This window comes from Chthonomonas sp. (assembly GCA_016788115.1).
GTDB lineage: Bacteria > Armatimonadota > Fimbriimonadia > Fimbriimonadales > Fimbriimonadaceae > UBA2391.
In genome coordinates this window covers 338,366-361,077 of the sequence record JAEURR010000003.1, presented here as the reverse complement: position 1 = coordinate 361,077, position 22,712 = coordinate 338,366, and the positions used below count along the sequence as shown (strand labels likewise).

The window sequence follows — 22,712 nt, the reverse complement described above, 5'->3', positions numbered from 1 at the left end:
ATGGTTTGTCGAAGGTTCGCCGGCCTTTGGGTTGCTACGATGCTTGCCGTCGCTGCACCCTTGGGTTCTTGGGGCAAGGAAGAAGGTGGTCACTTCCACCTCTCCGCAAAAGCCTCGCCTTTAGCTCAATCGCTGGTTCGTAAGCTCAACGCTCGGATCGGCGAGTCATGCGCAGCGACTGCGCCTGTTCAGACTCAACTCGTGCTTCTCGATGACGCCGCGATCGGGGTGCCCATGCGGCTCCAGTTCGACGCGCTCAACGTCGGTGAAGCATCCAACGCCACGATCGAGTGGTTCACCGAAGGCGGAGCGGCGCTTAATCCGCGGTCGGCCACCACGCTTGATGATAAGCAGGCTGCCGAGCAAGCGCGCTCGTTCAAGCAAGCGGTGACTCTACCGGGATACGGCACTTTCAAGGTGACCGCCCGGGTTCGCTACCAGATGGAAGGCTACACGTACGGTCAAGATCAAGACCTGTACTTCGTAGCCGATGCAAATGGCGTTCGCGTAAGCCGAACGAATCCCGCACCCCTGAATGCGGCCACTGAGGCGCAAGTTCAGGCGGTGCCAGCTTTCGTCAAGCTACCGGATCCGGTGGATGCGCGCCTGTATCCGTTGCCGGAAGCCGATGAAATTCAACCGCCCGACTTCGGCCAGGTGTTCACCCAGACGACGACGGTCACTGGAAACTTCAAAACCATGGGGCCGACAGCTTCATTGGAGAACGCCTACGGTGCCCAGGTCTTCGCCATCCGACAGGGCGATAACGCCTCGATCGGCAACGCGATCGTTGACGCGGCGGGGAACTATACGATCACTGTAACGACAACAGGGAACACAAACTTCACGCTTAAATGGACCACCACCAACGGGGCGACTCAAGTCACGAACTACGGTGGTACCGAGTTCGCTGCCGGAGTCGGCGGCTATCCGTGGACAACGAACGGTGGAACGGTTGCCACCGGCGGCTGGCAGATCAACGATGGATCCTCCAACCGAGCTTTCTCGGTGCTCCAAGCCATGACGCGGGGCTGGGCCCAGTCGGTCCTGTATATGGGGCATACGCCCTCATTCGTCCAGGCGCTCTGGCAGAACGGCGGCACGGACGGTGCGTACTACACGGCGTTCACAGACAACAAGATACACCTCAAGGAAGTTGAGTGGACTTCACCTGACGTCGTGCTCCACGAGTACGGCCATCACCACATGGACTCAATCTTCAACCAGGACTACCCGCCTGGATCCGGTGGAGGGCACTCTTTCTTGGGTCACTATAACCAAGCACTAGCCTGGTCAGAAGGGTACGGCTCGTACTTCATGATCATGACCCAGAACGAGCCAACCTACAACGACAACAATCCGGGCAACTTCATCTCGTTTAACCTGGAGAATAACTGGGACGGCGACGGCGTTGCCAATGGCAACAGCGATGGCGCAACCAACAGTTCTGGGTACGACTCGGAAGCTCCTGTGTGCGCGATGCTTGTCGACATTAGCGACGGCAACCAAGACGCGTACGACTGGATGAGCGGCAACCAGGGTGTCATCGGTGACATCATGGCGAACTACTCAACCGGCGGCCACCGATGCTACAACATCGTGGATTGGTACAACGGTTGGTACGGCCGTGGTTGGGGTGCTCGTCCTCAGCTCAATGGTCAAATGATGGCCCATGGCATGCGCCAGGGCAACGATCGTCCGACACTGGGACTGTACGCTGGCGTAGACGCCTACAATGGCGGCGTCTGGTGGTGGGGCGGCTACGGGCGCATGTCTTATGACGTGAAGAACTACGGTAGCCAGAACTACGTACCGGGAAGCGGCTTCTGGGGACTCCTGCGAGATCCATCGGATAACTGGCTCTGGCCCCAGATGGGTCAAGAGTTGACGACCGCGGCGATCACTCCTGGAAGCACCAAGAACGTCTGGCTGTCTCTCAGCTTCATTGGCCCAAGCTCACCATTGTACGGCGTGTACGATGTCAGCGCGGGTATGTGGCGACAGGGTGACAGTGGCAGCGTCTGGCTCGATGCCGGCGATAGCTCAAACGTCTATCGAAACATCACGGTGCAGAGGGATACTTCTCCACCTGACTACTGCGACGCATACGATGACGGTGCTTGTCAGCAAAGCTCCTCGTCAGTGCACGTCACTGCGTACTCCTACGATTCGCAGAGCTCAATCTTAGGTTATTGGACTCGCGTGGGAAGTACGCCGGGTGCCGGCAACTACCAAGACTGGGTGTTTAACGCGTCAACTGCCACAAGCTTCGATAAGACGATTACGGGTCTTTCGCTGCCCGCGAACACTAAGGTGTACGTGACGGTGGTTGCTCGTAACGTTGAAGGATACGACACGTTCGGCTATACCGACGGAATTTGGTCGTGGGACAATACACCTCCGAACGGCATGACCGCGACGGACGACGGCATCGTAACGGGCAATGGTTCGCAGTTGCACTTCACGGCACACGCCGATGAAGACATGTGCGTCGCCGCCTGGTGGTACTTGATCTACGATCGAACAGCTGCGACGTACATCACCAGTTGGGTGCGCGTCGCCACTGGCGATGTCCGCGATTGGAACTACACGGTGACGGGTCTGTCACTGGTGCAGAACCACATCTACGACATCACCGTGTCCGCAGAGAACCTGGCCCCGCAATACGGTTACGCCACGACGGACGGCATACGCTACGCACTGCCGGTCACGTTGACGGGGAGGGCCAATCTCGTGGGCAAGGGCGGCAATGCTCCTCCGCTCGCCGGTCGGTACATTTGGGTCGGCATCGGAAGCACGGCACCATCCTATCGGTGGGACCAGGTAGAAAGCTGGAACTACGTGCCGATGGACGCTTCGGGTAACTTCTCGATCCCGAACGTTGTCTTCGGAGCCAAGCGCGTGGTGCTGTTCCTCGACTACCCGTACCACTACAAGACACGATCGGTCATCAAGTCGATCAGCTCGTCGGTCGCCACGAACGTCGGCACCATCAATCTCCTCCCCGGTGATTGTAATGCAGACAACTTTGTGGACTTCTTCGACTATCTGATCCTGTCGGCAGCCTACGAGACCACGCCGAGCGATTCGGCATGGGATCCGACCGCTGACATCAACGAAGATGGTAGCGTCGATTTCTTCGACTACCTCTTGTTGAGCGATGAGTACGACACGGAGGGTGATTGGTAAGGCGTAGACCTTGAACCCAACGGAGCGGGGGTCCGGATCGCTTGATCCGGACCCCCGCTTTTTCTTGTCTCTCGAGCCTAGATTTCCACGATGACGGGGAGTACCAGCGGCCGCATCTGGCTCTGCCGGTGGAGGATACGCCGCATGGTATCGGCCATGGCGTGCCGCACGATGTCCGGGTCCTTGATGTCCTTGGTGCTCAGCTGGTCGAGCGTGTCCACGACTGCTGCGCCCGCTTTCTGAATGGCCGACTCGGGGCCGCTGAAGCCGCGGGCTTGGACCGACAGGTCTCCGACGATTTCGCCAGCCTCCATATCCAGCGCGATCGTAAGGACCACGGTGCCGTCATTCGCCAGGTTCTGCCGGTCTCGCAGTACTTCGTCGGTCACCCCTGGGTTACCGCCGTTGTCCACAAGGACTCGTCCACACGGCACGGGCTCGCCCAAGTTTGCGGAAGTCTCCTGAATGTCCAGCGGAATGCCGTCTTCAAGGGTGAAAACGCGATGGTCGGGATAGCCCATCCCGAGTGCCATCTTGCGATAGATGAACTGGTGTCGCGGTTCGCCGTGCACCGGGCACAGATAGTACGGCCGCGTGATGTTGATCATCATCTTCAGTTCCTCTTGGTAGGCGTGACCGCTGACGTGGATGGGATGCGGCGAATCGTACACGACCTCGACGCCCATGCGGAAGAGACGGTTCACAGTCCGCCAAATCGCGCTCTCGTTGCCCGGGATGGGGCGGGCGGAGTAGATGAGCGTGTCGCCCTCACGGATCCGAAGCCTGGAGTAAGTCTCCTTGCTCATTTGGACGAGCGCTGACATCGGCTCGCCTTGGCTCCCGGTGGTCAAGATCACGATCTTGTTCGGGTCGTGCTGTGTTACTTCATCGAGCTTGATGAAGGTGTTACGCGGGATCTTCATGTAGCCCATGCGCGAGCAGATATCGACCGTCTGCTCCATGCGCCGCCCGGCAATCGCCACCTTACGGCCAGTTTCGGCCGCGACCTCGAACGCCTGCTGCATCCGGTGGATGTTGCTTGCGAAAGTGGTGATGAGCACGCGACCCTGCGCGCGGCGGTAGACCTCGCGGAGCCCCTCGGCGACCAGGGTCTCACTCGGGCCCCACCCCGGACGCTCGACGTTCGTCGAGTCGGAGACCAAACACACGATCCCTTCGTCGCCCAGCTTGGTCAGGCGCGAGATGTCGCTCAGCTTTCCGTCGACGGGGGTGAAGTCAAACTTGAAGTCACCGGTGAAGAGCACGTGCCCGTGGACGGTGTTCACGGCGATGCTCGTGGACTCGGGATAGGAGTGCGTGATTCGAATGGACTCGACCTTGAACGCACCGACCTCGACCTTGTCGCCAGGCTTCATCGGCACAAGCTTCAGCCGCTTCACATCGATCTTCTCTTCAAGCTTGTTGCGGATCATCGCGTGGGTCAGCTCCGTCGCGAAGACGGGGCAGTCCACGTGGGGTAGTAGGTAGGGGAGAGCACCGACGTGGTCCTCGTGCGCGTGGGTCAAGAATATCCCGCGCAGCTTTTCCTTGTGCTCAAGTACGTACGAAAAATCGGGGATGACGATATCGACGCCGTACTGCTCCTCATTCGGAAACGACAGTCCGCAGTCCACCATGACCATGTCGTCGCCTTGTATCACGAGGGTGCAGTTCTTACCGATTTCGCCAGCACCACCGATGGGGACGATTTTCACAGTTGACATAGACGAAGAGGTTACCCGTTGGACCTCGTGCGTCCCGAGCTTCGGTAGGTTCAGGCGAACCCATCGACAACTGCGCTGCTACGCGCCGAGGCGTACGCCGATTTGGCTGAGAATCAGCCGAACGTCCTGCTCGGCGTAGTTTTCACGGCCCATTGACCGCAAGACGCTCTGTAGCTTTTGGCCAGCATCGGACCATGAGTTCCGGACCGCCCCACGAGACATGCCCGCTTCCTCTGCTGCACCTTCATAGGCGCTCTGCATCGAGTCTTCGCCTGAGCCGAGCCGTTTGGCCACCGGAGCGAGGATTCGGGTGTGACGGGGGTTGAGTTGGGGCAGCAAGAGCGATTCGATGCGGGCAAGCGCGACTTCGACGTCTTCGCTCAAGTCGTCCGTCATCTCTTCGGCCACCAGGTAGCGTGCGTCGTCCAGCTCAACCTTCGACACTCGCTCTTCCTTGCGGCGGCCGAGGTCGATCGCCGCCATGCCCGCCATCGCGAGGATGTAGCGAGAGGCGTCGGCCCAGCTATCGGGAAGGAGATCACGCTTCGACCAGATCTTGGCGAGGGTAATGGCGACCGCATCTTCGGCGACCTGTTCGCACGGGGTGTGCTGGAGGGCGGCCCGGAGCATGCGTCGGTAGAGGTGCTTCTCGATGGGTGCAAGTGCCGATTCGTCACCGCGCTTGAGCCGCGCGATGAGGATATCTTCGTTCAGAGGAGTTTGACTGTCTGTCATCGTCTTGCTCTCTCAACGACTAGCCAGGCGACTCGGCCTCTTCGTCCGAGGTCAGTGGCATCCAAACGGCGACGACCGCATCTTTGACCAGATGCCTGACGCCGGCATCGGAAGCGACCGTGAAGCCGCTGATTGCGCTCCCTATCGCTATCGCCACCAAACCGAGCCACACAAATTGCGATTTCATTTCGACTCTTCTTTAACTCTTTCGACGAGCGGTGCGAGTTCCGGCATTCTCAGTCCGTATAGTCGCCACAGCCTTTCAAACTCTTGGACGTCCAGCGCGTACGCGCGTTCCATCGTTCCCAGAGCCTCGGTCGGGCGGTTCAAGTGCGCTTCGCACGAGGCTTTGAAGAGTGAACGCTCGATCCGCCGTCCATTATCATCGCTTTCCGATAGTCCGACCAGACTTTTTTCAAACATTGCATGGGCATCGTCGTAGCGGGCCTCTTTCCACAACCACTCCATCAGGTTGAGGTAGTTCGCGCCCAATGCCCAATCCCAGGTCTCTGCGGCGATTGGCGCGACCAGCGGGACCGCATCGGCGGGTGGTGTGCCAGCCTTGCCCGCCTCCAATTCCTGGATGAGTCGCTGCTGTTCGGCAATGAGCGAATCGGCACGGACGGTCTCCAAGCCCAGGACTCGGAGCCATTCGACGCGGGGCGACCACCCGAACTTCGTGCGGAACTCGGTCGCTAGGTTCACGAGAGTCAGGCCGTCACTCTCTTTGTGGGCAGCGAAAATCTTTGCCAGCAGCGCTTGTGCGTCGGCATCGGCCGGATCGGGAATCTGGTTTCTCAGGCCTCGGGTGATCGTGACACCAGCAGGATCGATCTCCACCATCCGCTGGTCGCCGCGCGTCAGCTCCGCTTCGGCACCCTCGTTATGGGTCTTGATGATTAGGAAATCACTCTTATCCGAGTCGACCATTACAAACATTCTAGCTAGATGAACGGAGTGCCGTCCACAGAATGTCACGTTGCGACGCCCATCGCAAGGATTTACTGAACTGTGGAATACGTCCTGCGTCACTCCCTTTTGAAGGCCCCAAGCCACCCAGGGGAATCGGAGACATCAATGAAGAAACAGACTCTCGTGCTTAGTACCATCGCACTGTTCACCCTCGGCTTCGCCCAGACCGCCGATCGACCGGACGTCCTTGCCGCCGCTCACGGTCGCGGCGCTGCGCTCTCGGAGGATGGACGACGAGGCCACATCGACTTTGAAGCCGTCCGCGTGAAGAAGGACGACAAGTCCGAAGTTAAAGGTCGCATCAAATTTGAGCAGATCGCGAACGACAAGGGACGAGCCGTGTTCATCGGCGTCCGTATGGTCGGCGAACTCAAGGTCACCGACAACAAGGCAGAACTTGCGGGTCCTGCTGTCCTTGAGACCAAGGGCGAGAACGGACCGGTCCGACTGGAGGGCCGCGCGGTGCTCATGGTCATCGACCAAGCCCGACCGGGCCAGAACAATGGCGATAAGAAGGACGGATTCCGAATCCGCTTCAAGGCCAAGGATTCGGATCGAACGTTTGAGTTTGGTGGTGCACTGCGCGAAGGCGATTTTGTCGTCTTCAAGAAGCAAGGCTCTGGCGCATAAGGCTTCCAGGAGCTACCTGATCACAAGTGGGTCTGGCCGAATCGGTCAGACCCACTTCGTTGTTAATGGGCGATGGCGAGTTCGTCGCGTACCTTGATGAATGACGCGAGGGCCTCGGCCAGATCTTCTTCCGTATGGGCCGCACTCGGCATGGTGCGCAATCGCGCTTTTCCACGCCCGACGGTCGGGTAGACGATGGCCAGCGCGTAGACCCCTGCCTCCCACAACCTTCGCTCCATTTCTTGGGCACGGGACTCATCGCCCACAAGTACCGGCGTGATCGGCGTCTCGCTGCCCATCGTATCGAAACCAGCCTCGGCCAGGTGCTCTTTCCACCAGCGCGTATTCGACCAAAGCCTACGCATCGGCTCTGGATCGTTCTCCATGACGTCCAACGCGGCGATCAATGCGGCCGCGACACTCGGCGGATGGGCGGTGCTGAAAAGGTACGGGCGGCCTCGGTTGATGAGCCAGTCCTTGAGCTGATGCGAGCCCGCGATGTAGCCACCCACGACTCCGAGCGCCTTGCTGAGCGTGCCCAGCTGGATATCGACCCGACCGTACAAGTCGAAGTGCGAAGCACTGCCTGCGCCGTTCTTGCCGAGGACACCGCTCGCGTGGGCGTCGTCCACCATCACAAACGCGTCGTACTGCTCAGCCAATCGCACGATCTCAGGGAGCGGCGCAATGTCGCCGTCCATGCTGAAGACGCCGTCGGTGATGATCATCCGTCGCGTGAAATTCTGTGCATTGCGGAGGATTCGCTCCAAGTCCTCCATGTCCTTGTGCCTGTAGACCCACCCTTCGCTCTTCTTGTAGCTGGCGGTTGAGAGGCGAACTCCGTCGATGATGCTTGCGTGGTTGAGCTCGTCGCTGATGACGACATCGGCATCGGTGAGCACCGCAGGGATGCACCCACTATTGGCGGTGAAACCGCCCGTAAAGACGAGAACCGCTTCGACCTTTTTGAACTTGGCGAGCCGCTGTTCGAGCTCATCATGAACCTGCATGGTCCCACCAATCCAGCGGACCGCTCCGGCCCCAACACCCCATTGCTCAATGGCTTCGAGCGCGGCAGCGCGCACCTTTGGGTGGTTCGCCAGGCCGAGGTAGTTGTTGCTGCTGAGGTTGATCACCTCGCGACCGTTCATGCGCACACGCCCGCCTGCGGGCGTCTCTAAGATCTTTGGAACCTTGTACAGATGGTCGTCTTTCAGGTTCTGCAGCTGTTGCCCCAGCCACTGTTCAAGGCTCGCGTTCATGTTCCCATTATGCGGGGTTTTCTGCGCTCTCCGGCAGGATCGGCGTGTGCCCCATGCGCCGCTCCGCCTCTGCTTCGAGCCGGTGCATTTCGGCTTGGACGTGCGCACGGACTTGCTCGAACTCTTCGTTCGTTGCATCGGGTTTGAGGGTGACTGGATCCCCAAAGAGCATGATCGCGCGCGCGAACGGCTTGGGGACCATGAACCGATCCCAAGTGCGGACCAACCAACGCCGATCCGAAGACACTCCGACGGGGACGATGAGCGCTCCCGACTTCTGCGCCATCATCAAGAGGCCGTCTTGGACTACTCCGCTCGGCCCGCGCGGGCCATCCGGGGTGAAAGCCATTTCCGCCCCCTTCTTAAGAATTCGGATGCACTCGATGAGCGCTTTGATTCCGCCGCGGCCGGTGCTGCCGCGAACGGTGTTGAACCCAAATCGAGTGAAGATTCGGTTCTGCATTTCGCCATCGCGTGACATGCTGATGATGGTCCAAACGCCCTTCCCCCGGAAGACGGTTGCCGCGACGAACGTCCGACCGTGCCACCCCGCGTAGATCTTCGAACCCGGCAGCCTCTGCGTCTCTTCCAGCCCCTCGATTTCGATCTTGAGACTGCGCCCGATCAGGCTCGCGACCATGTACACGGGGCCACTGAGCACATACGGGCGGACGCGGCGCCACCACTTCTTCACGGGACCATGCCCCTTTGTCGCGCGACGTCGAGCACGGGATGAAGCGGATATTCCCGTTGCAGTGTGGCCACCAGGGAGGCCATTCGGTCGGCATCCAAGCTGCGTAGCCGGGTTGCAAGGGCAAGCATCGCTTCCGGACGTTGAACATCCGATGGCGGTCCATCGATGACGGATTGGAGGAGAACGCTCGCCGCCTGCTCTTCGAACTTCCCGAGTTCGTCGGCCATCTTACAGCGGCGAATGCTTGGGAAGGTCGAGAGCGCGCCCAACTCGGCCAATCGCGGGATGAGCCCGGCCTGGGCGGCGGCGGGGCTTAGATCGAAGAGTGCGAGGATCGCCCTGCGCTCTTCGGCGTCGTCTCCCAAGCGGTGGTAGGCATCCACGAGCGACTCCCATGCGTGAACGTCGTTAGGGTGACTCGCGATTTGTGCCTGGGCTGCGGCGACAAGCGCATCGGGAGAGCGATCTTCCATTTCCATGATCGCCTTGCGCCCGCGCTGCAGGCTCGCTTGTTTGGGCGCCCCGAGGATTGCTGCCAGGCCCAGCCCAGCGAGGATCCCGCCGAGGTGCGCCCAGTACGAGACGCTGAGTTGCTCGCCGATTCGGAAAAACGCACCGAGCAATTGGAGCGCGGCCCATACGCCAGCGACTCCAACAACTGGTAGCTTGAGCTTGGGACCAAACGGCACGCGGCTCCACATGTATCGGACGCTCGCATACGCAGTGCAGCAGGCCACGGCACCGCTTGCCCCGATCAGCGGGTCGATCGTCCCTGCGTTGTGCGTGACTGCCCAATGCATCGCGACTCCGGCGAGGCCACCGAGGAAGTAAACGAGCACGTATTTGAACCCGTGTAGGGCGTCTTCGACCCACGAGCCGATGGCCACGAGCGCGAGCATGTTGCCCAGCAGGTGCATCGTATTTTCGTGGAGGAAAAGGCAGACAATTGCGTTCCGGAGGGAAGGTTCATCGCTACGGAATCCAAACTGTTGCACCCAATTCGGGTAGCTGAAGAAAAGGAAAAACGCGGCCAGGATGTTAGCCGCGACGAGAAAGAGGGTGATCCAAGGCGTGCGCTGGGCGGTCACGCCTCGTCGTACATCTCCTCGGGGATGTCCACGTTGACGTACGTTTCCTTCACGTCATCGAGTTCTTCGAGGATGTCCAGCAGCCGGATCAGCTTTCGCGTATCGTCGTCCGACGGCGTTGCCCAGTTCGTGGCGAGTCGGGCCAAGCTGACTTCTTCCGCCTGAATCCCAGACTTTGCGAGGTGGTCATTGCAGCGGTGCAGGTCTTCGATCGCGGTTTCGATGGTGAAGTACTCCTCGTCTGCGCTGACGTCGGTTGCCCCGCCGTCAAGCGCTTCCAAGGTGACAGTGTCCTCATCGAGCGTCCCGCGCGGGACGATGATCTGCCCGACATGCTTGAACTGCCAACCCACCGAGCCGTTCTCGCCCAGGCTACCGCCGTTCTTGCTGAATGCGTGTCGCAGGTCGGCGACCGTCCGGTTCCGGTTTTCGCTGTAGCATTCGACCATGACCGCCGATCCGCCGGGGCCGTACCCCTCGTACAAGATCTCTTCGTAGTCCGCGCCCTCGATCTGGCCGGTGCCGCGCTGGATGGCCCGGCTGATGTTCTCTTGCGGCATGGAGCTCGCTTTGGCCTTCTCGATAGCGACGCGCAGGCGGGCGTTCTTTTCAGGGTCGCCACCACCTGCCTTGGCAGCCATGATGATCTCACGGCTGAGCTTGGTGAACAACTTGCCTCGCAGGGCGTCTTGCTTGCCCTTGCGATGCTGGATGTTTTTCCATTTGCTATGCCCTGCCATGCTTGTGCCTCAGAGCTTTTCGAGGTCCTCGCCTCGCACGAGCAAGACGTAATTCGCATCGAAGTCGAGCTCGCCATTGTTGAATCGGGACTTGGCGTCTTCGCTGAGTTCCTTCACGACCTTGGCGCGCAGTCGCAGAACGGCTTCTTTGTGCACCGTCAATCCGACCGGTTTGGCGGACTCCTTGTCCACACGGACGGTGACCTCTTCGGGACCATAGACGTTGGCAACGACGCCCGTCAGCCCGGCCATGTGCTCGAAATAGCGGTAAGTCCGGCGATCCTCCGGCAATACCGGACGGGTCACGACACGCACTCGGTCGCCCTCAACAAAGTTAGCCATTGCTGGAGTTTACCAGCGGGGGGATTCTAGGCTCTAACGATGGCGGTCGGAAGCTCCTTGCGAAGGAGTGCCCGAGCTCGGAACAGCCAGCTCTTTATGGTTCCCTCAGGCTTGCCCATCCGTGCGGCGATCTCAAGGACGTCGAGATCGTCGAAGTGGCGCAGGCGGAGGATCTCGGCATACCGATGCGGGATACGATCCAAAGCTCCATCCACCGTTGCACACAAGTCCAGCAGAGCCGTCTGCTGTTCCGGGTCCTGCGATTCGTCGCGCAAGTTGTACTCATGAGCATCTAATTGCTCGACACGAAGCTTGCGATCACGAATCAGGTCGATGCAGCAGTTCATACAAATCCGCTGAAGCCACGGCCCAATGGGGCGTGCGGCGTCGTAAGTCTGGATGGCGCGGTAGGCACGCATCGTAGTCTCCTGAACCATGTCTTGGGAGTCTTCGGTGTTTCGTAGCTTGCGAAACGCCGCGCGATACAGGCGGGTTCGGTGAAGCTCGATAAGGGTATCGAACGCGGCTCGGTTGCCGGCTTTAGCACGAAGGATAAGGGTGATTTCCCCTTCGGTCGCACAAGTATTTTGTTTCATGTTTTTCTCCGAAACGGAGACACTTTCATTATAGCTGCATGCCCTTTGAAGGCCAGCGTTATGGGACCAAAGGACCATGTTTGGAATCCCGCAAGAACGCGGTAACGGTCCAGCTCGGTTCCGCCGACATCAAGGAATACAATGAGCGTTTGGCGGGTTGGAGCATGGGGACTGCTCGGAGCGATGGGTTTGGTGGGGACCACTCTCAAATTCGCTTCGGCAACGGGACACGATGGATTCCGAGTCCAGGAAATGGGTCGCGAGGCTTCGCGACAAGTGGATCGTTACATCCCGTACGTGCGCCAATCGTCTCGGATCGCGTACAACTTCGACCAGACCCAGCGCCTAGACGAGGTCGAATCGGTCGCTCAGATGTGGATTCGCGGCCGAGCGAACGGCGTGCTCGGAGAACTAGAGATCAACACGGCCGAGGAGTCCTCAACCGACGGGGTCAAGCGCCAGATCGTCATGGGTCGCAACGCGGTCGTGCTACTGCTATTCCGCAAGGCCGAGCGATCGGCCGATCCGACGGTCAAGGCAGACTGCTACACGCTCGCCGTTCAGGTTGCCGAAGTGATGAAGTACTCGGACCTCGCCTCGTATTCGAGCGCCATCGCGTACCAGAACAGCGCCATCCAAAAGCTGGACGGAGTCCCGCTGGGCTCGACCCACCGTGAGCGGTTGAGCACGCTGCCCGACTGGCACAGCGCCGCCGACCGCTTGGCGCAGATGACGCTGCGCGAGGCGATCCTGTTTGATGATCAGGTTCGAAAGGCGCACACGAGCACGAGCGTGCAGTCCGCCATGCGCCTGGTCCGTCAGACTCCTGCGCACATGTCGCAAGCGAAGTTGACCGTCCAGTCGCTCGTCCACAGTGGCGCAGTGAACGCCCGTGTTGCCTTCGGCACGCGTGTGTGTCTGATGCGACAGGTCATACAATCGGAAGCCCTGGCGAAGCTGGGAATTACTCCGGCTGCCAGGGCCCCGCGCTCACTGGATCTTGCAAGGAATTAAGGCGCGGAAGCGATCACACCGAGCATGTTGTTCTGCTTGGTGATGCTCAACGACTTTGGCGTGAGATCGGACATGATCGCATCGCTCAGGGTCTCGCCTCGGAACTCCCAAGTCACGGTCGATTCCAGGTTCTTCGCTGTCAGTTGAACCGGGACGCGGTACGCGTCGGACAGTGCCTTTGCCATTTCCAGCAGGGTGCCACTCCCGGCCTTCTTCGTGGAGGGAGTCTGGCCGGGGACGATGACAAGAATGGGAGCCTCGTCACCGACCAAAACTGAAAGGAGAGTCGGTTCGTTCTGCTCGTTCCGCAGCGGACTGCGGACTCGATTCTTGCTCAGGTCTATTGAAACGACGGGTTCGCCTGCCGTCCCGCGCAGGACCTTCAGGGTCGCGCCGGGTTGGGCGGGGGCGTTCACGTAAAGTTGCCCACTTTCAAACGTTAGGAGTGGCTTCTTGTTCTCGACGCTCGGAAACGCACCGGCTTGCGACGTGCTGCCGCCCTTGGAGGGGTTTGCGATGCTGAAAAGAACTCCACCGATCGCTGCGACCGCCACTCCGCCGAGGGCTATCGATCTCCACCACTGGCTAAACCAGTTCGGTTTTCGGTTTTGCTCTGTTTCCCAAACATGTCGGTCCAGCCTTGCGCTAATGCGATCGTGCAAGTCAAACGGAATTTCGATCTCTTGATGACTCAGGGTTTGGATCGATTCGACCGTCTTGACGAATGCGGCGTACTCCGCTTGAATTTGGGCATCCTCTTGGAGGCCGCGCTCAAATGCTTGGCGCAGCCCGGGCTCGAGCGTCTGCTCGTAGTACCCGCTGAAATAATCTCGTGCCTTGTTCAGGTTCATAGCATGCCTCTGGGCTGTTCGACTTTAGTCGATCTGGAAAAGTTCCTGATTTGAAATCAAAAGTTCTCGAAGACCCAATCGGGCGCGGTTGAGTCGGCTCTTGACGGTCCCGATGGGCAGGTCTAAAGACTCCGCAATCTGCTCGTATGAGAGCATCTCCACGTGATACATGATCAGCATCGCGCGCTGATACTCAGGGAGTTTCATGATCGCACGCTGTACGAGTCTCTCCCGCTCGTTCCGCTCGACTTCGATGTCGGGGGCGGCATCCGGATCTTCGATTTGACGCTCAAACTCGGAGCCTTCGTTGTCGATCACCATATCCAGGCTCGTCTGTGTCCGACTCTTGTCCTTCTTCCGAAAGTCGAGATAGCAGTTCGTGATGATCCGGTAGAGCCAAGTCGTGAATGCGCTCTGGCCGCGGAAATTTGGGAGCGCGTTGTAAACCCGAACGAACGCTTCGGCGACAATGTCCATGGCCTCGTCTTGGTTCGAAGTCAGGCGAAAGGCGTATTGGTACGCACGGCGCTCGTGTTTGCGGATCAGTTGGTCAAAAGCGTCCCGCTGCCCCGCTTGGCTGCGCTCGATGAGGAGGCCATCTTCAACTGTGCTGTCGCTCATGCGCTGCTCAGAGCCTCCGCGCGCCGCTTGGCGGCCATTTCAAGTGCTCGTCGCTCTTCGTCGGTCAACTCTCGTTGCGCCTTCCCACCCACGATGTCCTTGCAGAACACGCGGCAGTTCGATCGGCCAACGATGCTGCTCAGCACGATGCCATGCCCCAGTTCGTCGTAGAGTGCAAAAGCGAAGCTCTGCTGACCACCGACATCGGGGAATGCATCGTAGTGGACGATGCCCGTATACCGTTTGGCGGACTGCATCTTCATTTCCAACTGCGAAGCTCGGTCGCGAAGCTGCTCTAGGTCGTGATCCACCTGAATGCGTCCGCGAAGGTGCTCGTAGAGCAGACGTTCCAAGTTCTCGCCACTCGCGTCGCTGAGTAGGGACTCCCACTTCGCCTGCATCGTCCGCAGCCGGATTGCGTTCCTCACGCTTGTGATGCCGAGGCCGATCACCGCAACCAGTAGGAAGAGGATGACGAGGGCGCTGTTCTGTGAGAGTAGCTTCAGGATTTCGGTCATAGGGTGTCAACAAGGCCACACTCAGGCAGCCTAAGAGGTTTACCCCAAAAGCCGAAATCGATCAGCCCTTCGGCTTCAAGCGATCGAACTTGGCGATGCGCAGTTTCTGCGCGGTCGAGATGCGAACTTCGAATGGCCGCGCCAGGTCCTCGGGAAGCTCGATTAAGTACCAGGCCCCGAAGTAGTCACCCAGATTGTAGAGTGGCGGGCGTGGAGGGAGAGCTCTTTGCGGCTTGATCGCCGCGAGCTCAGGGATCACGTGTATCCACGAGAAGGCTTCGATCTGTGCTCGCTCGCGGGTCTGCCACGCCGAGATCAAGCGAGCAACGGGAAACTCCTTGCGGCCATCTCGGACGAGGGTAACCCTGGGATCTCGCGTGTCGGAAGCTCCGGCAGGAGCGGTGGGAACGAGGTCCAGAGTCGAAAACTTCGGGTAAGCCGTCAGCTGGACGAAGAGGAGCTGCTTGCCCATGAACTGGCGGTGGAGCTGAGTCCAGCGGCTCTGAACTTCCTCATCGGTCCACCCTTCACGAGTGGCCCAGTAGCCGGTGATGCGCGACAGAACTTCGTCATTGAGCCACAGGACGTACTCGACATCGCGCTTCTTGAATCCATCGAACCATTTTCCGATGGTCACGCGGTCCCGTTGCTCCAAGATTGCCGCGCTGTTGTTCCTTAGCGCGACTGCCTCGCCTTCGCGGAAGAGCGGCAGATCGGGCCGCAAGGGGAGCTGGGCTACGAGAGCGACGAGGGTTGAGACGAGCATAGGACTATTCAATGATCGGGAGAACCCGGCGTCATAATGAGGGCATGGCCGCACCCACATCCGCCTTGGGATCACCGAAAGTTCGCTGGGACCTGACCTCGCTCTACTCGGGCGTTGACGATCCGCAGATCGAAGCGACTTGGAAACGCGCGAACATGCTCGCCGACAACCTGGCCGCACGGTTCCGAGGCAAGATCAACTCTCCTTCGTTGACGGCCGAACTCCTCCTCGAAGCGATCCAGGACATCGAGCAGATCTCGGTGGAGTCAAGCAAGCCGCCGACCTTCGCGAACCTACTTTTCGCCGTGCAGTCGGATGACCAGAAGTTGGCGGCCTTCATGGGCGCGCAGATGGAGCAGTACTCGGCCTTGCGCGTGAAGCTCATGTTCTTCGAGCTTGAGTTGCAAGACTTGGACGAGGCGGTGCTTTCGCCGGTGATGGCCGACGAGCGGCTAACGAACTACCGACACTACGTGAGCGTGGTCCGATCCATGCGCGACCACAAGCTCACCGAGAAGGAAGAGATCCTGCTTGAGGAAGTGGCGAATGTGAGCGGGCGCGCTTGGGTACGCCTGTTCGAAGAGGTGACTGCCAACCACAGCTACGAATACAAGAATCCCGTGACGGGCGAAACTGAAGAGCTAACCGAGCCCGAGGTCTTGAACCTGCTGCGCGATGCAAATCGCGACGTGCGCCAGAACGCCGGGCATGCATTCTCCGAGGGGCTGGAAAAGCTAGAGCGGGTCATCGCCTTCTCCTACAACACAATCCTCACGGAGAAGAAGATTGAGGATCGACTCCGCAGTTTCCCGCACGCGGAATCGTCGCGCCACCTGGCCAACGAACTCGACAAGGAGACGGTGGACCTCGTAACCGGCCTGTGCCGTGCAAACTACGACCTGGTCGCCCGCTACTACCGGGTGAAGCGCGAGATTCTTGGACTGCCCGAACTCACGCACATCGACCGATATGCTCCGCTGAACGAGGCGGAAGCGGAAGTCTCATGGGAAGAAGCCAAGGAGATTGTCCTCAGCTCGTTTCGAGCGTTCAGCGGGGAGATGGCCGACCGCGCGGAGGAGTTCTTCGACAAAGATTGGATTGACGCGGAGGCACGACCCGGCAAGGGCGGCGGGGCATTCTGCAGCTACATTACTCCCGACCTTCACCCGGTCATCATGCTCAGCTATTTGAATAAGATGGACCAAGTGGGAACCTTGGCCCACGAGTTGGGGCACGGGGTCCACGCGTCGTTCAGCCGCCAGCAGACCTACGTGAACTTCCACGGGACGCTGCCGCTGGCCGAACTCGCGAGCATCTTTGGTGAGATGCTCGTCTTCGAGCGACTGATGGAGCAGGCTACCGAGCAAGATCGGCTTGCGCTGCTGGCCGAGAAGATTGAGGGCACCTTCGCGAGCGTGTTCCGACAGGTTGCGATGTACACATTCGAACAGCGCGCCCACCAAGCGCGTCGCGAACAAGGCGAACTCAGTCCGGACGAATTCGGCGCGATCTGGCAGGAAGAGCTGCAAGCGATGTTTGGCGATAGTGTGACCATGGGCGAGGAGCATCGCCGATGGTGGAGCTACGTGGGGCACTTCTTCTTCGCGCCGTTCTACGTCTATGCCTATGCGTTTGGCGAGTTGCTGACGATGTCGATCTATCAGATGGCCAAGCGCGAGGGACCGGCCTTTGCGGACAAGTACGTCACGCTGCTGAAGCGAGGCGGATCGCTGTCGCCCCGAGAGCTCATGGCGACGATCGGGGTCGATCTCCAGTCGCGCGAATTCTGGCAGGGGGGCATCGACGCCATCGAGAGCCTTATCACGCAGTTCGAATCGACCTGGTCCAAGGTGAAATAACCCGGCGCATGGCCGCGAATCTCCTCGAAGATATCAAATCAGTCGTCACCATCATCGGCTCAACCGGCACGATGGTGGTGGCTACGCTTGCGTACTTGACATACCGCCGCGGGATGAACGAGACTCACAAGTCGCGGGAACTCCACCGGTTGGACTTGCTCATGGCCGAGATCAATCGCATGATCGAGTACCGTACTGCGCGCGCACTGAACCCTGCCATGGCGTACCTGCAGAACCCGACGGAAGTCCGATGGGTACTGGAGGTCTCGAACGATCCACTCGGGGCGGACGAAGTTCTCAGCGAATCACAGGAGCGGATCCTCAGCCGGTACTTTTTTGGCGGCGCGGAGTACGGCCGTCTCGAAGCTCGCTTTCTGCGAATCCAGTACTTGGAATCGACCCAACTCGAACCGGAGACGGTCGATGCGTTCGCTCGCGACCTGTGCCTGTTCAATGCCGACTTCGATGCGCGACGGCTATTTGCTCCGCCGGACCGCCGGTTGCATGTCTTCAGCGAAATGCATCACGCATTCCGGGGTGACGAGGTGTCGCCCAAAGAGATTGCGTCGCGCTTGTGGAAAAGCTTGCGTACGGCCTAAATGACTTCTAGAGAGCCAGTCTCGAGGTTGTCCACCTTGGCCTTCTCGATGAGCAGGCTGCTGATGCGCCGCCCGTCCGTCTCGGAGACTCGGAAGGCATACCCTTCCTCGATGACCTCGTCGCCTTGCCTGGGCTGCCGGCCAAAGAGGCCGAAAACGTAGCCGCCGATCGTGTCGAACTCGTCCGATTCGAATGACGATCCGATCTGCTCGTTCAGGTCGTAAAGGTTGACCTTGCCGCTGACGATCCACCCGGCGCCGTGGGGCATGATCTCCGGGGCCTCGTTATCGTACTCATCGACGATCTCGCCGACAAGTTCTTCCACGATGTCCTCGATGGTCACCAGGCCAGCGGTGCCGCCGAACTCGTCCTGCACGATCGCGATCTGGGTGCGATTGGTGCGTAATTCGCGGAGCAAGTCGTTGATGTTCTTGTTCTCTGGGACGAAGACGACAGAGCGAAGGAGCGTTCGCAGGTTCACTGGCCGCGAGTCGTCCAGTCGGGCTGCAAGCAGGTCTTTGGCGTGGATGATGCCGATGATCTGGTCATCGGTCTCCTCATAAACTGGGATGCGGGACCGGCCGGACTCCTGAATGAGCCGGATGAGATCGGACGGTTGCGCCGTGACCGGAGCGGTGTCCATATCGACTCGTGGGGTCATGATCTCGCGCGCCACGGTGTCCGTGAACTCGAAAACCGAATGCAGGAGCTCTTTCTCCTCCTGTTCCAACTCGCCCGATTCGCTGGCCGATTCGGCAAGGCTCTTGATCTCCTCCTCCGCTTGGTTGACGACGCTGAAGCTGGCGGTCGCGCCGAACCGTGCGGTGACTAGGCTTGCAAGGGCCATCATGAGTTGGCTCGGGCCGTAGAACAGACGCGAGCAAACCGTGATGAGACCGCTCAACCGGAGGGCTACAGAAGCCGGGTTGCGCGCGGCATAGGTGCGCGGGACCAGCTCGCCCATGACGATGTTGAGCGCGGCAATGGGGATACCGACCGCAAGCCATGCCCCAACCACGGGCCAGAACTCAAGCGAACCGTCAAGTCTCCGAAGGGTGGCGCTAGCGATGCTGAGCGCCGGGACAAAACTGAAGATGACGAGCCACCACTGGACGGTCTGGCGACAAAGGGTAAGGCCTGCGACCGCTTGGGTGCGAATGGCCAGCACGGCGAGGAGCCGCTTATGGCGCGCGTCCTCTTTCTCCAGAGCCCGCACGTGGCCGTTGCGGAGGAGGCCGACGGCGATTTCAGCGGCGACAAAGAGCCCGTTCGCAAAGACCAGGACCAGAAGGAATAGGCAAGTGGGAATGAGCGCCGAGCGCGCAGCATCGCTGACAGATGCGGCGTTGCGAGCATCCTCAGCGACTGCGAGCATCGGTGCGGCTACCATGGCAGCCATCATCCCCAAGGATGCGAGGGTTTTGGTTAAGCGACCCGGCAAGGACGTTGAATCCTCCCCGTGTCGCACACGTTCTTTCGGTTTTGTCTTCATCGAAGTCGGTACGACTCTTCTTTATTGTGGCGAAAGTTTGTCATCTTCAAGAGTTTCTCGAAAAACTGGTCCTATTTCGGCAAGAATCCGAAAAGCAAAAGCGCGACAACGAGCCCAACGGTCGCGCCCAATGTGAGTTCAAAAACGCTGTGAATCTTCGCTTCCCATCGGCTTTGGGCGAGGATGATGGCAAGGAGGATGGCGATGCCCGAAACAAGCGGTCGATCGCTGATGAAGACGACCGCGCCCGCCAGGTAGAAGCCGTAGGCTGCGTGTCCGCTCACCAGTCCGCCGTGCAGCACTTGGCCGCGCTTGCCCAAACCCTTGCCGACTACGATGAGGATGAACAGTGCGAACAGACCGACGATGAACTTCGCGGCGAAGGGCAAACCGACCGTGTCTGCGCTCAAGCTCAATCGGATCCGCTCCCACGATTCGCTTCCCAGCGCAATCAGCGCGCCGACGACGATCGCCATGATCGTCGTGACCAGGACGGCCCCTGCAGCGATGTCTTTGGCAAACTTCGCAAGCGGGTGGTAGTTCGGCGAGGCGAGGTCGACGGTCGCCTCGATGGCGGAGTTGAACATCTCCGCGACGAGGACGAAGTTGATCATGAACAGCAGGATCAGAACTTCGCGCACGCGCAGGTTCATCGCCATGGCGAGCAACACCGTGACCATCGTGATGTACAGGTGCACGCGCATGTGCCGCTGGGTGCGGAAGGTATGCACGAGACCGCTGATGGCAACGCGGAAGGGATGGACGAGCTCACCAGGACTAGGCATCGTAGTGGCCAGACCTCCAGTCCGAATCCGTGGGTAGTCCCACTTGGCTCGCGATTGCGTTCATCCGTTGGATCATATCCTCTCGGTCCGCCTCTTGCTCATCGTCGTAGCCTAGCAAGTGCAGTCCGCCGTGGATGGCAAGCATGGCAATCTCGTCGCGGGTGCTGACCCCGCGCATGCGTGCTTGCAGAGCGGCGACGTCGTACGAAATCGCGATGTCCCCCAGATGTCCGGCCACGTGGGCCGGAGCAGGGAAGCTGAGGACATCGGTGGTCGATGCGACGTCGCGAAACTGTTCGTTCAGCTGAGCCATCTGGCGGTCGTCCGTGATCAAAACCGTAACCTCTGCGTGCGGGGCCTCATATGCCTCCATCAGGCGAATCAGCGCGGTGCGTATCGGCGTGACCGGCGCTCTCCGGTCGGTTTCGTTCACGATGGTGACGCGATATCGGCTCTTTGAACTCTTCATTTCGGTCGATTTCGGGATAGTGAACCCGCTCGTGGCGGATCGCCCCCAGTGAACGGGCAAAGCTGCGTTGGACCGTCTGCAAGTCGGCAAAGGTGAGGTCGCACTCGTCGAGCTGACCCTCAGCGCGGCTGTTCTCGACGATCCGTGCAATGGCGATCTCCATCTCTTCCGGGTTGCGGCTGGGGATCGATCTGCTTGCGGCTTCCACCTGATCGGCCAGGTGAAGGATCGCGGCTTCACGACTTTGTGGCTTGGGGCCGGGGTAGCGAAACAGCTTCTCAAACTCGGGGTCCATCGCCTCGCGGCCCATCCCTTGCACCGCGCGATTGAAGAAGTAGCTGATGAGAGAGGTTCCGTGATGCTGACTGATCCCGTCGATGATGGAACGGGGAAGCCTGACCGCGCGCGCCATCTCCACGCCGTCTCGGACGTGAGATGCAATGACTTGCGCGCTGAGCGCGGCGGGCATCGAGTCGTGCAGGTTCTCGCCGATTTGGTTTTCGATGAAGAAGCTGGGAGCGCGGGACTTGCCGACGTCGTGGAAGTACGCCATCGCGCGGGCGAGAACGGCGTTTGCGCCGATCTCTCTGGCGGCGGTTTCGGCGAGGTTGCCGACCATGACGGAGTGGGCATAGGTGCCGGGTGCTCGCAGACACAAGTCACGCAGCAGCGGATGATCTGGACTGCAAAGTTCCAACAAGCTCCAGTCACTTACAAGTCCGAACAGCCGTTCGAAAACGGCGACCATGAGCCAAAAGATGCTGGTGGCAGCAACCGCCGCGATCGCGGCCCAACCCATGCTCTCCAACACTGGGGCGATGGTTGCAACCATCCCGGCCGAAGTGATGGCTGCGGTCAGCGCCATGGAAACGACCATGATGGACGCCGCCCGGAGAAGATCGCTGCGCTGTTTGAGCGGGTTCACCGCGTGAACCCCGACCGCACCCGCGATCCAGCCGGTAGCGAGCATCTCGATGCTGAGTGCGCCGCTGAAGCCGAGGAGGAAGCCCGTGACAGTGAGCGCATATAGGGCGACAGCAGGGCCGATGACGGCGCTCGTGAGCATCGCTTGCGCGACGAGCGGGGTGGTCAGCAGGAATCCGGCCCCCACGATCTCGCGATTGCCCACGGTGAGCAGCAGTACGTGAACGCCGAGCATGGTGAGCAGGCTCGCCAGGAATATGATGCCCTGGCTCTGATCCCAACTCACGGTACGGCTAGGTGTGTGCCGGATGTGGAAAACAGTGAGGATCGCGGCGGCGAGCGCCATGCCGAAGTTGGCGAGAAAGGCGTGTCCAAGGAAACCGGGCGATCGGTGGGCGATCATCAGACCCGCCACCGATGCGCTCCAGACGATGAGCGTCACCGAGTGGAGAGTTCGGCGTGCGACCGGATTTCTTCGAAGCTTCGCGAACAGCTCAGCGAGCTTTTGGAACGGGCCCATGTGATAAGAGACGGACCCAATGCCGACAGAATTTCTCGGTCATGGCATTGGGCCCTGAGTTTGGTTGATCGATTACGATCGTCGCGAAGAGCGCATGCGCGCTCGGCGTCGCTTGGCGCTGGGCTTCTCGTAGTGGGCGTGCTCCTTGAGCTCGCGCAAGACGCCACTCTGCTGCATCTTCATGTTAAAGCGCTTTAACGCACTGTCAATCGATTCGTTGGGTTGTACAACAACGTAAATCAAAGTCTCACTCCTGAACGGCAGATTATACCCAAACCCGCCGCGGTGTGGTCGCGTCTGAGTTCGCGCCCCTTCGGATAA

At 59.8% G+C, this 22,712-nt stretch carries 24 protein-coding genes; 5 read left to right on the top strand and 19 right to left on the bottom strand.

The window, feature by feature from the left end; genetic code table 11:
• The gene (locus JNM85_01950; protein MBL8086818.1) at nt 1-3,189 is read left to right on the top strand and encodes a hypothetical protein; all 3,189 of its coding nucleotides are present in this window, start codon (nt 1-3) and stop codon (nt 3,187-3,189) included.
• A gap of 77 nt (nt 3,190-3,266) precedes the next feature.
• Here JNM85_01950 and JNM85_01945 read toward each other — a convergent pair whose 3' ends face one another.
• From JNM85_01945 to JNM85_01930, 4 genes are all read right to left on the bottom strand, one after another.
• Nucleotides 3,267-4,913 (bottom strand): ribonuclease J, encoded by a 1,647-nt coding sequence (locus tag JNM85_01945; protein ID MBL8086817.1) that lies wholly within the window; start codon nt 4,911-4,913, stop codon nt 3,267-3,269.
• Between the two features lie 78 nt (nt 4,914-4,991).
• Nucleotides 4,992-5,648 (bottom strand): sigma-70 family RNA polymerase sigma factor, encoded by a 657-nt coding sequence (locus JNM85_01940; GenBank protein MBL8086816.1) that lies wholly within the window; start codon nt 5,646-5,648, stop codon nt 4,992-4,994.
• A 19-nt stretch (nt 5,649-5,667) separates the two neighbouring features.
• Nucleotides 5,668-5,835, bottom strand: a complete 168-nt coding sequence (locus tag JNM85_01935) for a hypothetical protein (GenBank protein MBL8086815.1) — start codon at nt 5,833-5,835, stop codon at nt 5,668-5,670.
• On the bottom strand, nt 5,832-6,587 hold the full coding sequence (locus JNM85_01930; protein ID MBL8086814.1) for a hypothetical protein: 756 nt from the start codon (nt 6,585-6,587) through the stop codon (nt 5,832-5,834). Before JNM85_01930 ends, JNM85_01935 begins: the two co-directional genes overlap by 4 nt.
• Nucleotides 6,588-6,725: 138 nt before the next feature.
• Here JNM85_01930 and JNM85_01925 point away from each other — a divergent pair, with 138 nt between their 5' ends.
• Nucleotides 6,726-7,250 (top strand): hypothetical protein, encoded by a 525-nt coding sequence (locus JNM85_01925; GenBank protein ID MBL8086813.1) that lies wholly within the window; start codon nt 6,726-6,728, stop codon nt 7,248-7,250.
• Between the two features lie 62 nt (nt 7,251-7,312).
• Here JNM85_01925 and JNM85_01920 read toward each other — a convergent pair whose 3' ends face one another.
• The 6 genes from JNM85_01920 to JNM85_01895 are packed head-to-tail and all read right to left on the bottom strand — an operon-like array spanning nt 7,313 to nt 11,972.
• Entirely contained in the window at nt 7,313-8,512 is a 1,200-nt protein-coding gene (locus tag JNM85_01920) for a glycine C-acetyltransferase (GenBank protein MBL8086812.1), read from the bottom strand.
• A gap of 7 nt (nt 8,513-8,519) precedes the next feature.
• Entirely contained in the window at nt 8,520-9,206 is a 687-nt protein-coding gene (locus JNM85_01915) for a lysophospholipid acyltransferase family protein (protein ID MBL8086811.1), read from the bottom strand.
• Nucleotides 9,203-10,294, bottom strand: a complete 1,092-nt coding sequence (locus JNM85_01910; GenBank protein ID MBL8086810.1) for a rhomboid family intramembrane serine protease — start codon at nt 10,292-10,294, stop codon at nt 9,203-9,205. The genes JNM85_01915 and JNM85_01910 overlap by 4 nt, the downstream gene beginning before the upstream one ends.
• Nucleotides 10,291-11,034, bottom strand: coding sequence for a YebC/PmpR family DNA-binding transcriptional regulator (locus JNM85_01905; GenBank protein ID MBL8086809.1), 744 nt, complete (start codon nt 11,032-11,034; stop codon nt 10,291-10,293). The genes JNM85_01910 and JNM85_01905 overlap by 4 nt, the downstream gene beginning before the upstream one ends.
• Before the next feature lie 9 nt (nt 11,035-11,043).
• Nucleotides 11,044-11,376, bottom strand: a complete 333-nt coding sequence (locus JNM85_01900) for a hypothetical protein (GenBank protein ID MBL8086808.1) — start codon at nt 11,374-11,376, stop codon at nt 11,044-11,046.
• Nucleotides 11,377-11,402: 26 nt separating this feature from the next.
• The gene (locus tag JNM85_01895; protein MBL8086807.1) at nt 11,403-11,972 is read right to left on the bottom strand and encodes an RNA polymerase sigma factor; all 570 of its coding nucleotides are present in this window, start codon (nt 11,970-11,972) and stop codon (nt 11,403-11,405) included.
• Between the two features lie 141 nt (nt 11,973-12,113).
• Here JNM85_01895 and JNM85_01890 point away from each other — a divergent pair, with 141 nt between their 5' ends.
• Complete coding sequence (locus JNM85_01890; GenBank protein ID MBL8086806.1) at nt 12,114-12,986, top strand: hypothetical protein; 873 nt, start codon at nt 12,114-12,116, stop codon at nt 12,984-12,986.
• On the opposite strand, the gene JNM85_01885 is transcribed toward JNM85_01890, so the two are convergent.
• The 4 genes from JNM85_01885 to JNM85_01870 form a co-directional block, all read right to left on the bottom strand.
• Nucleotides 12,983-13,837, bottom strand: a complete 855-nt coding sequence (locus JNM85_01885) for a hypothetical protein (protein ID MBL8086805.1) — start codon at nt 13,835-13,837, stop codon at nt 12,983-12,985. The genes JNM85_01890 and JNM85_01885 overlap by 4 nt on opposite strands.
• A gap of 24 nt (nt 13,838-13,861) precedes the next feature.
• Entirely contained in the window at nt 13,862-14,458 is a 597-nt protein-coding gene (locus JNM85_01880; GenBank protein MBL8086804.1) for a sigma-70 family RNA polymerase sigma factor, read from the bottom strand.
• A complete protein-coding gene (locus JNM85_01875; GenBank protein MBL8086803.1) occupies nt 14,455-14,976 on the bottom strand; it encodes a DUF4446 family protein in 522 nt (173 codons plus the stop codon). Before JNM85_01875 ends, JNM85_01880 begins: the two co-directional genes overlap by 4 nt.
• Before the next feature lie 61 nt (nt 14,977-15,037).
• Entirely contained in the window at nt 15,038-15,742 is a 705-nt protein-coding gene (locus JNM85_01870) for a hypothetical protein (GenBank protein ID MBL8086802.1), read from the bottom strand.
• Nucleotides 15,743-15,786: 44 nt separating this feature from the next.
• Between JNM85_01870 and JNM85_01865 the strand changes: the two genes are divergently transcribed.
• Nucleotides 15,787-17,601, top strand: a complete 1,815-nt coding sequence (locus tag JNM85_01865; GenBank protein ID MBL8086801.1) for a M3 family oligoendopeptidase — start codon at nt 15,787-15,789, stop codon at nt 17,599-17,601.
• Nucleotides 17,602-17,609: 8 nt separating this feature from the next.
• A complete protein-coding gene (locus tag JNM85_01860) occupies nt 17,610-18,200 on the top strand; it encodes a hypothetical protein (protein ID MBL8086800.1) in 591 nt (196 codons plus the stop codon).
• On the opposite strand, the gene JNM85_01855 is transcribed toward JNM85_01860, so the two are convergent.
• The 5 genes from JNM85_01855 to rpsU all read right to left on the bottom strand — a co-directional run bounded on the left by JNM85_01855 (nt 18,197) and on the right by rpsU (nt 22,634).
• Nucleotides 18,197-19,591, bottom strand: a complete 1,395-nt coding sequence (locus JNM85_01855) for an HlyC/CorC family transporter (protein ID MBL8086799.1) — start codon at nt 19,589-19,591, stop codon at nt 18,197-18,199. The two genes, JNM85_01860 and JNM85_01855, sit on opposite strands and share 4 nt — an antisense overlap.
• Nucleotides 19,592-19,764: 173 nt before the next feature.
• Nucleotides 19,765-20,478 carry a diacylglycerol kinase gene (locus tag JNM85_01850; protein ID MBL8086798.1) on the bottom strand — a complete coding sequence of 238 codons (714 nt, stop codon included), beginning with the start codon at nt 20,476-20,478 and terminating at the stop codon, nt 19,765-19,767.
• Complete coding sequence (ybeY, locus tag JNM85_01845) at nt 20,471-20,851, bottom strand: rRNA maturation RNase YbeY (protein ID MBL8086797.1); 381 nt, start codon at nt 20,849-20,851, stop codon at nt 20,471-20,473. Before ybeY ends, JNM85_01850 begins: the two co-directional genes overlap by 8 nt.
• On the bottom strand, nt 20,838-22,391 hold the full coding sequence (locus JNM85_01840; GenBank protein ID MBL8086796.1) for an HDIG domain-containing protein: 1,554 nt from the start codon (nt 22,389-22,391) through the stop codon (nt 20,838-20,840). Before JNM85_01840 ends, ybeY begins: the two co-directional genes overlap by 14 nt.
• A 72-nt stretch (nt 22,392-22,463) precedes the next feature.
• A complete protein-coding gene (gene rpsU / locus JNM85_01835; GenBank protein MBL8086795.1) occupies nt 22,464-22,634 on the bottom strand; it encodes a 30S ribosomal protein S21 in 171 nt (56 codons plus the stop codon).
• Nucleotides 22,635-22,712 lie beyond the last annotated feature (78 nt).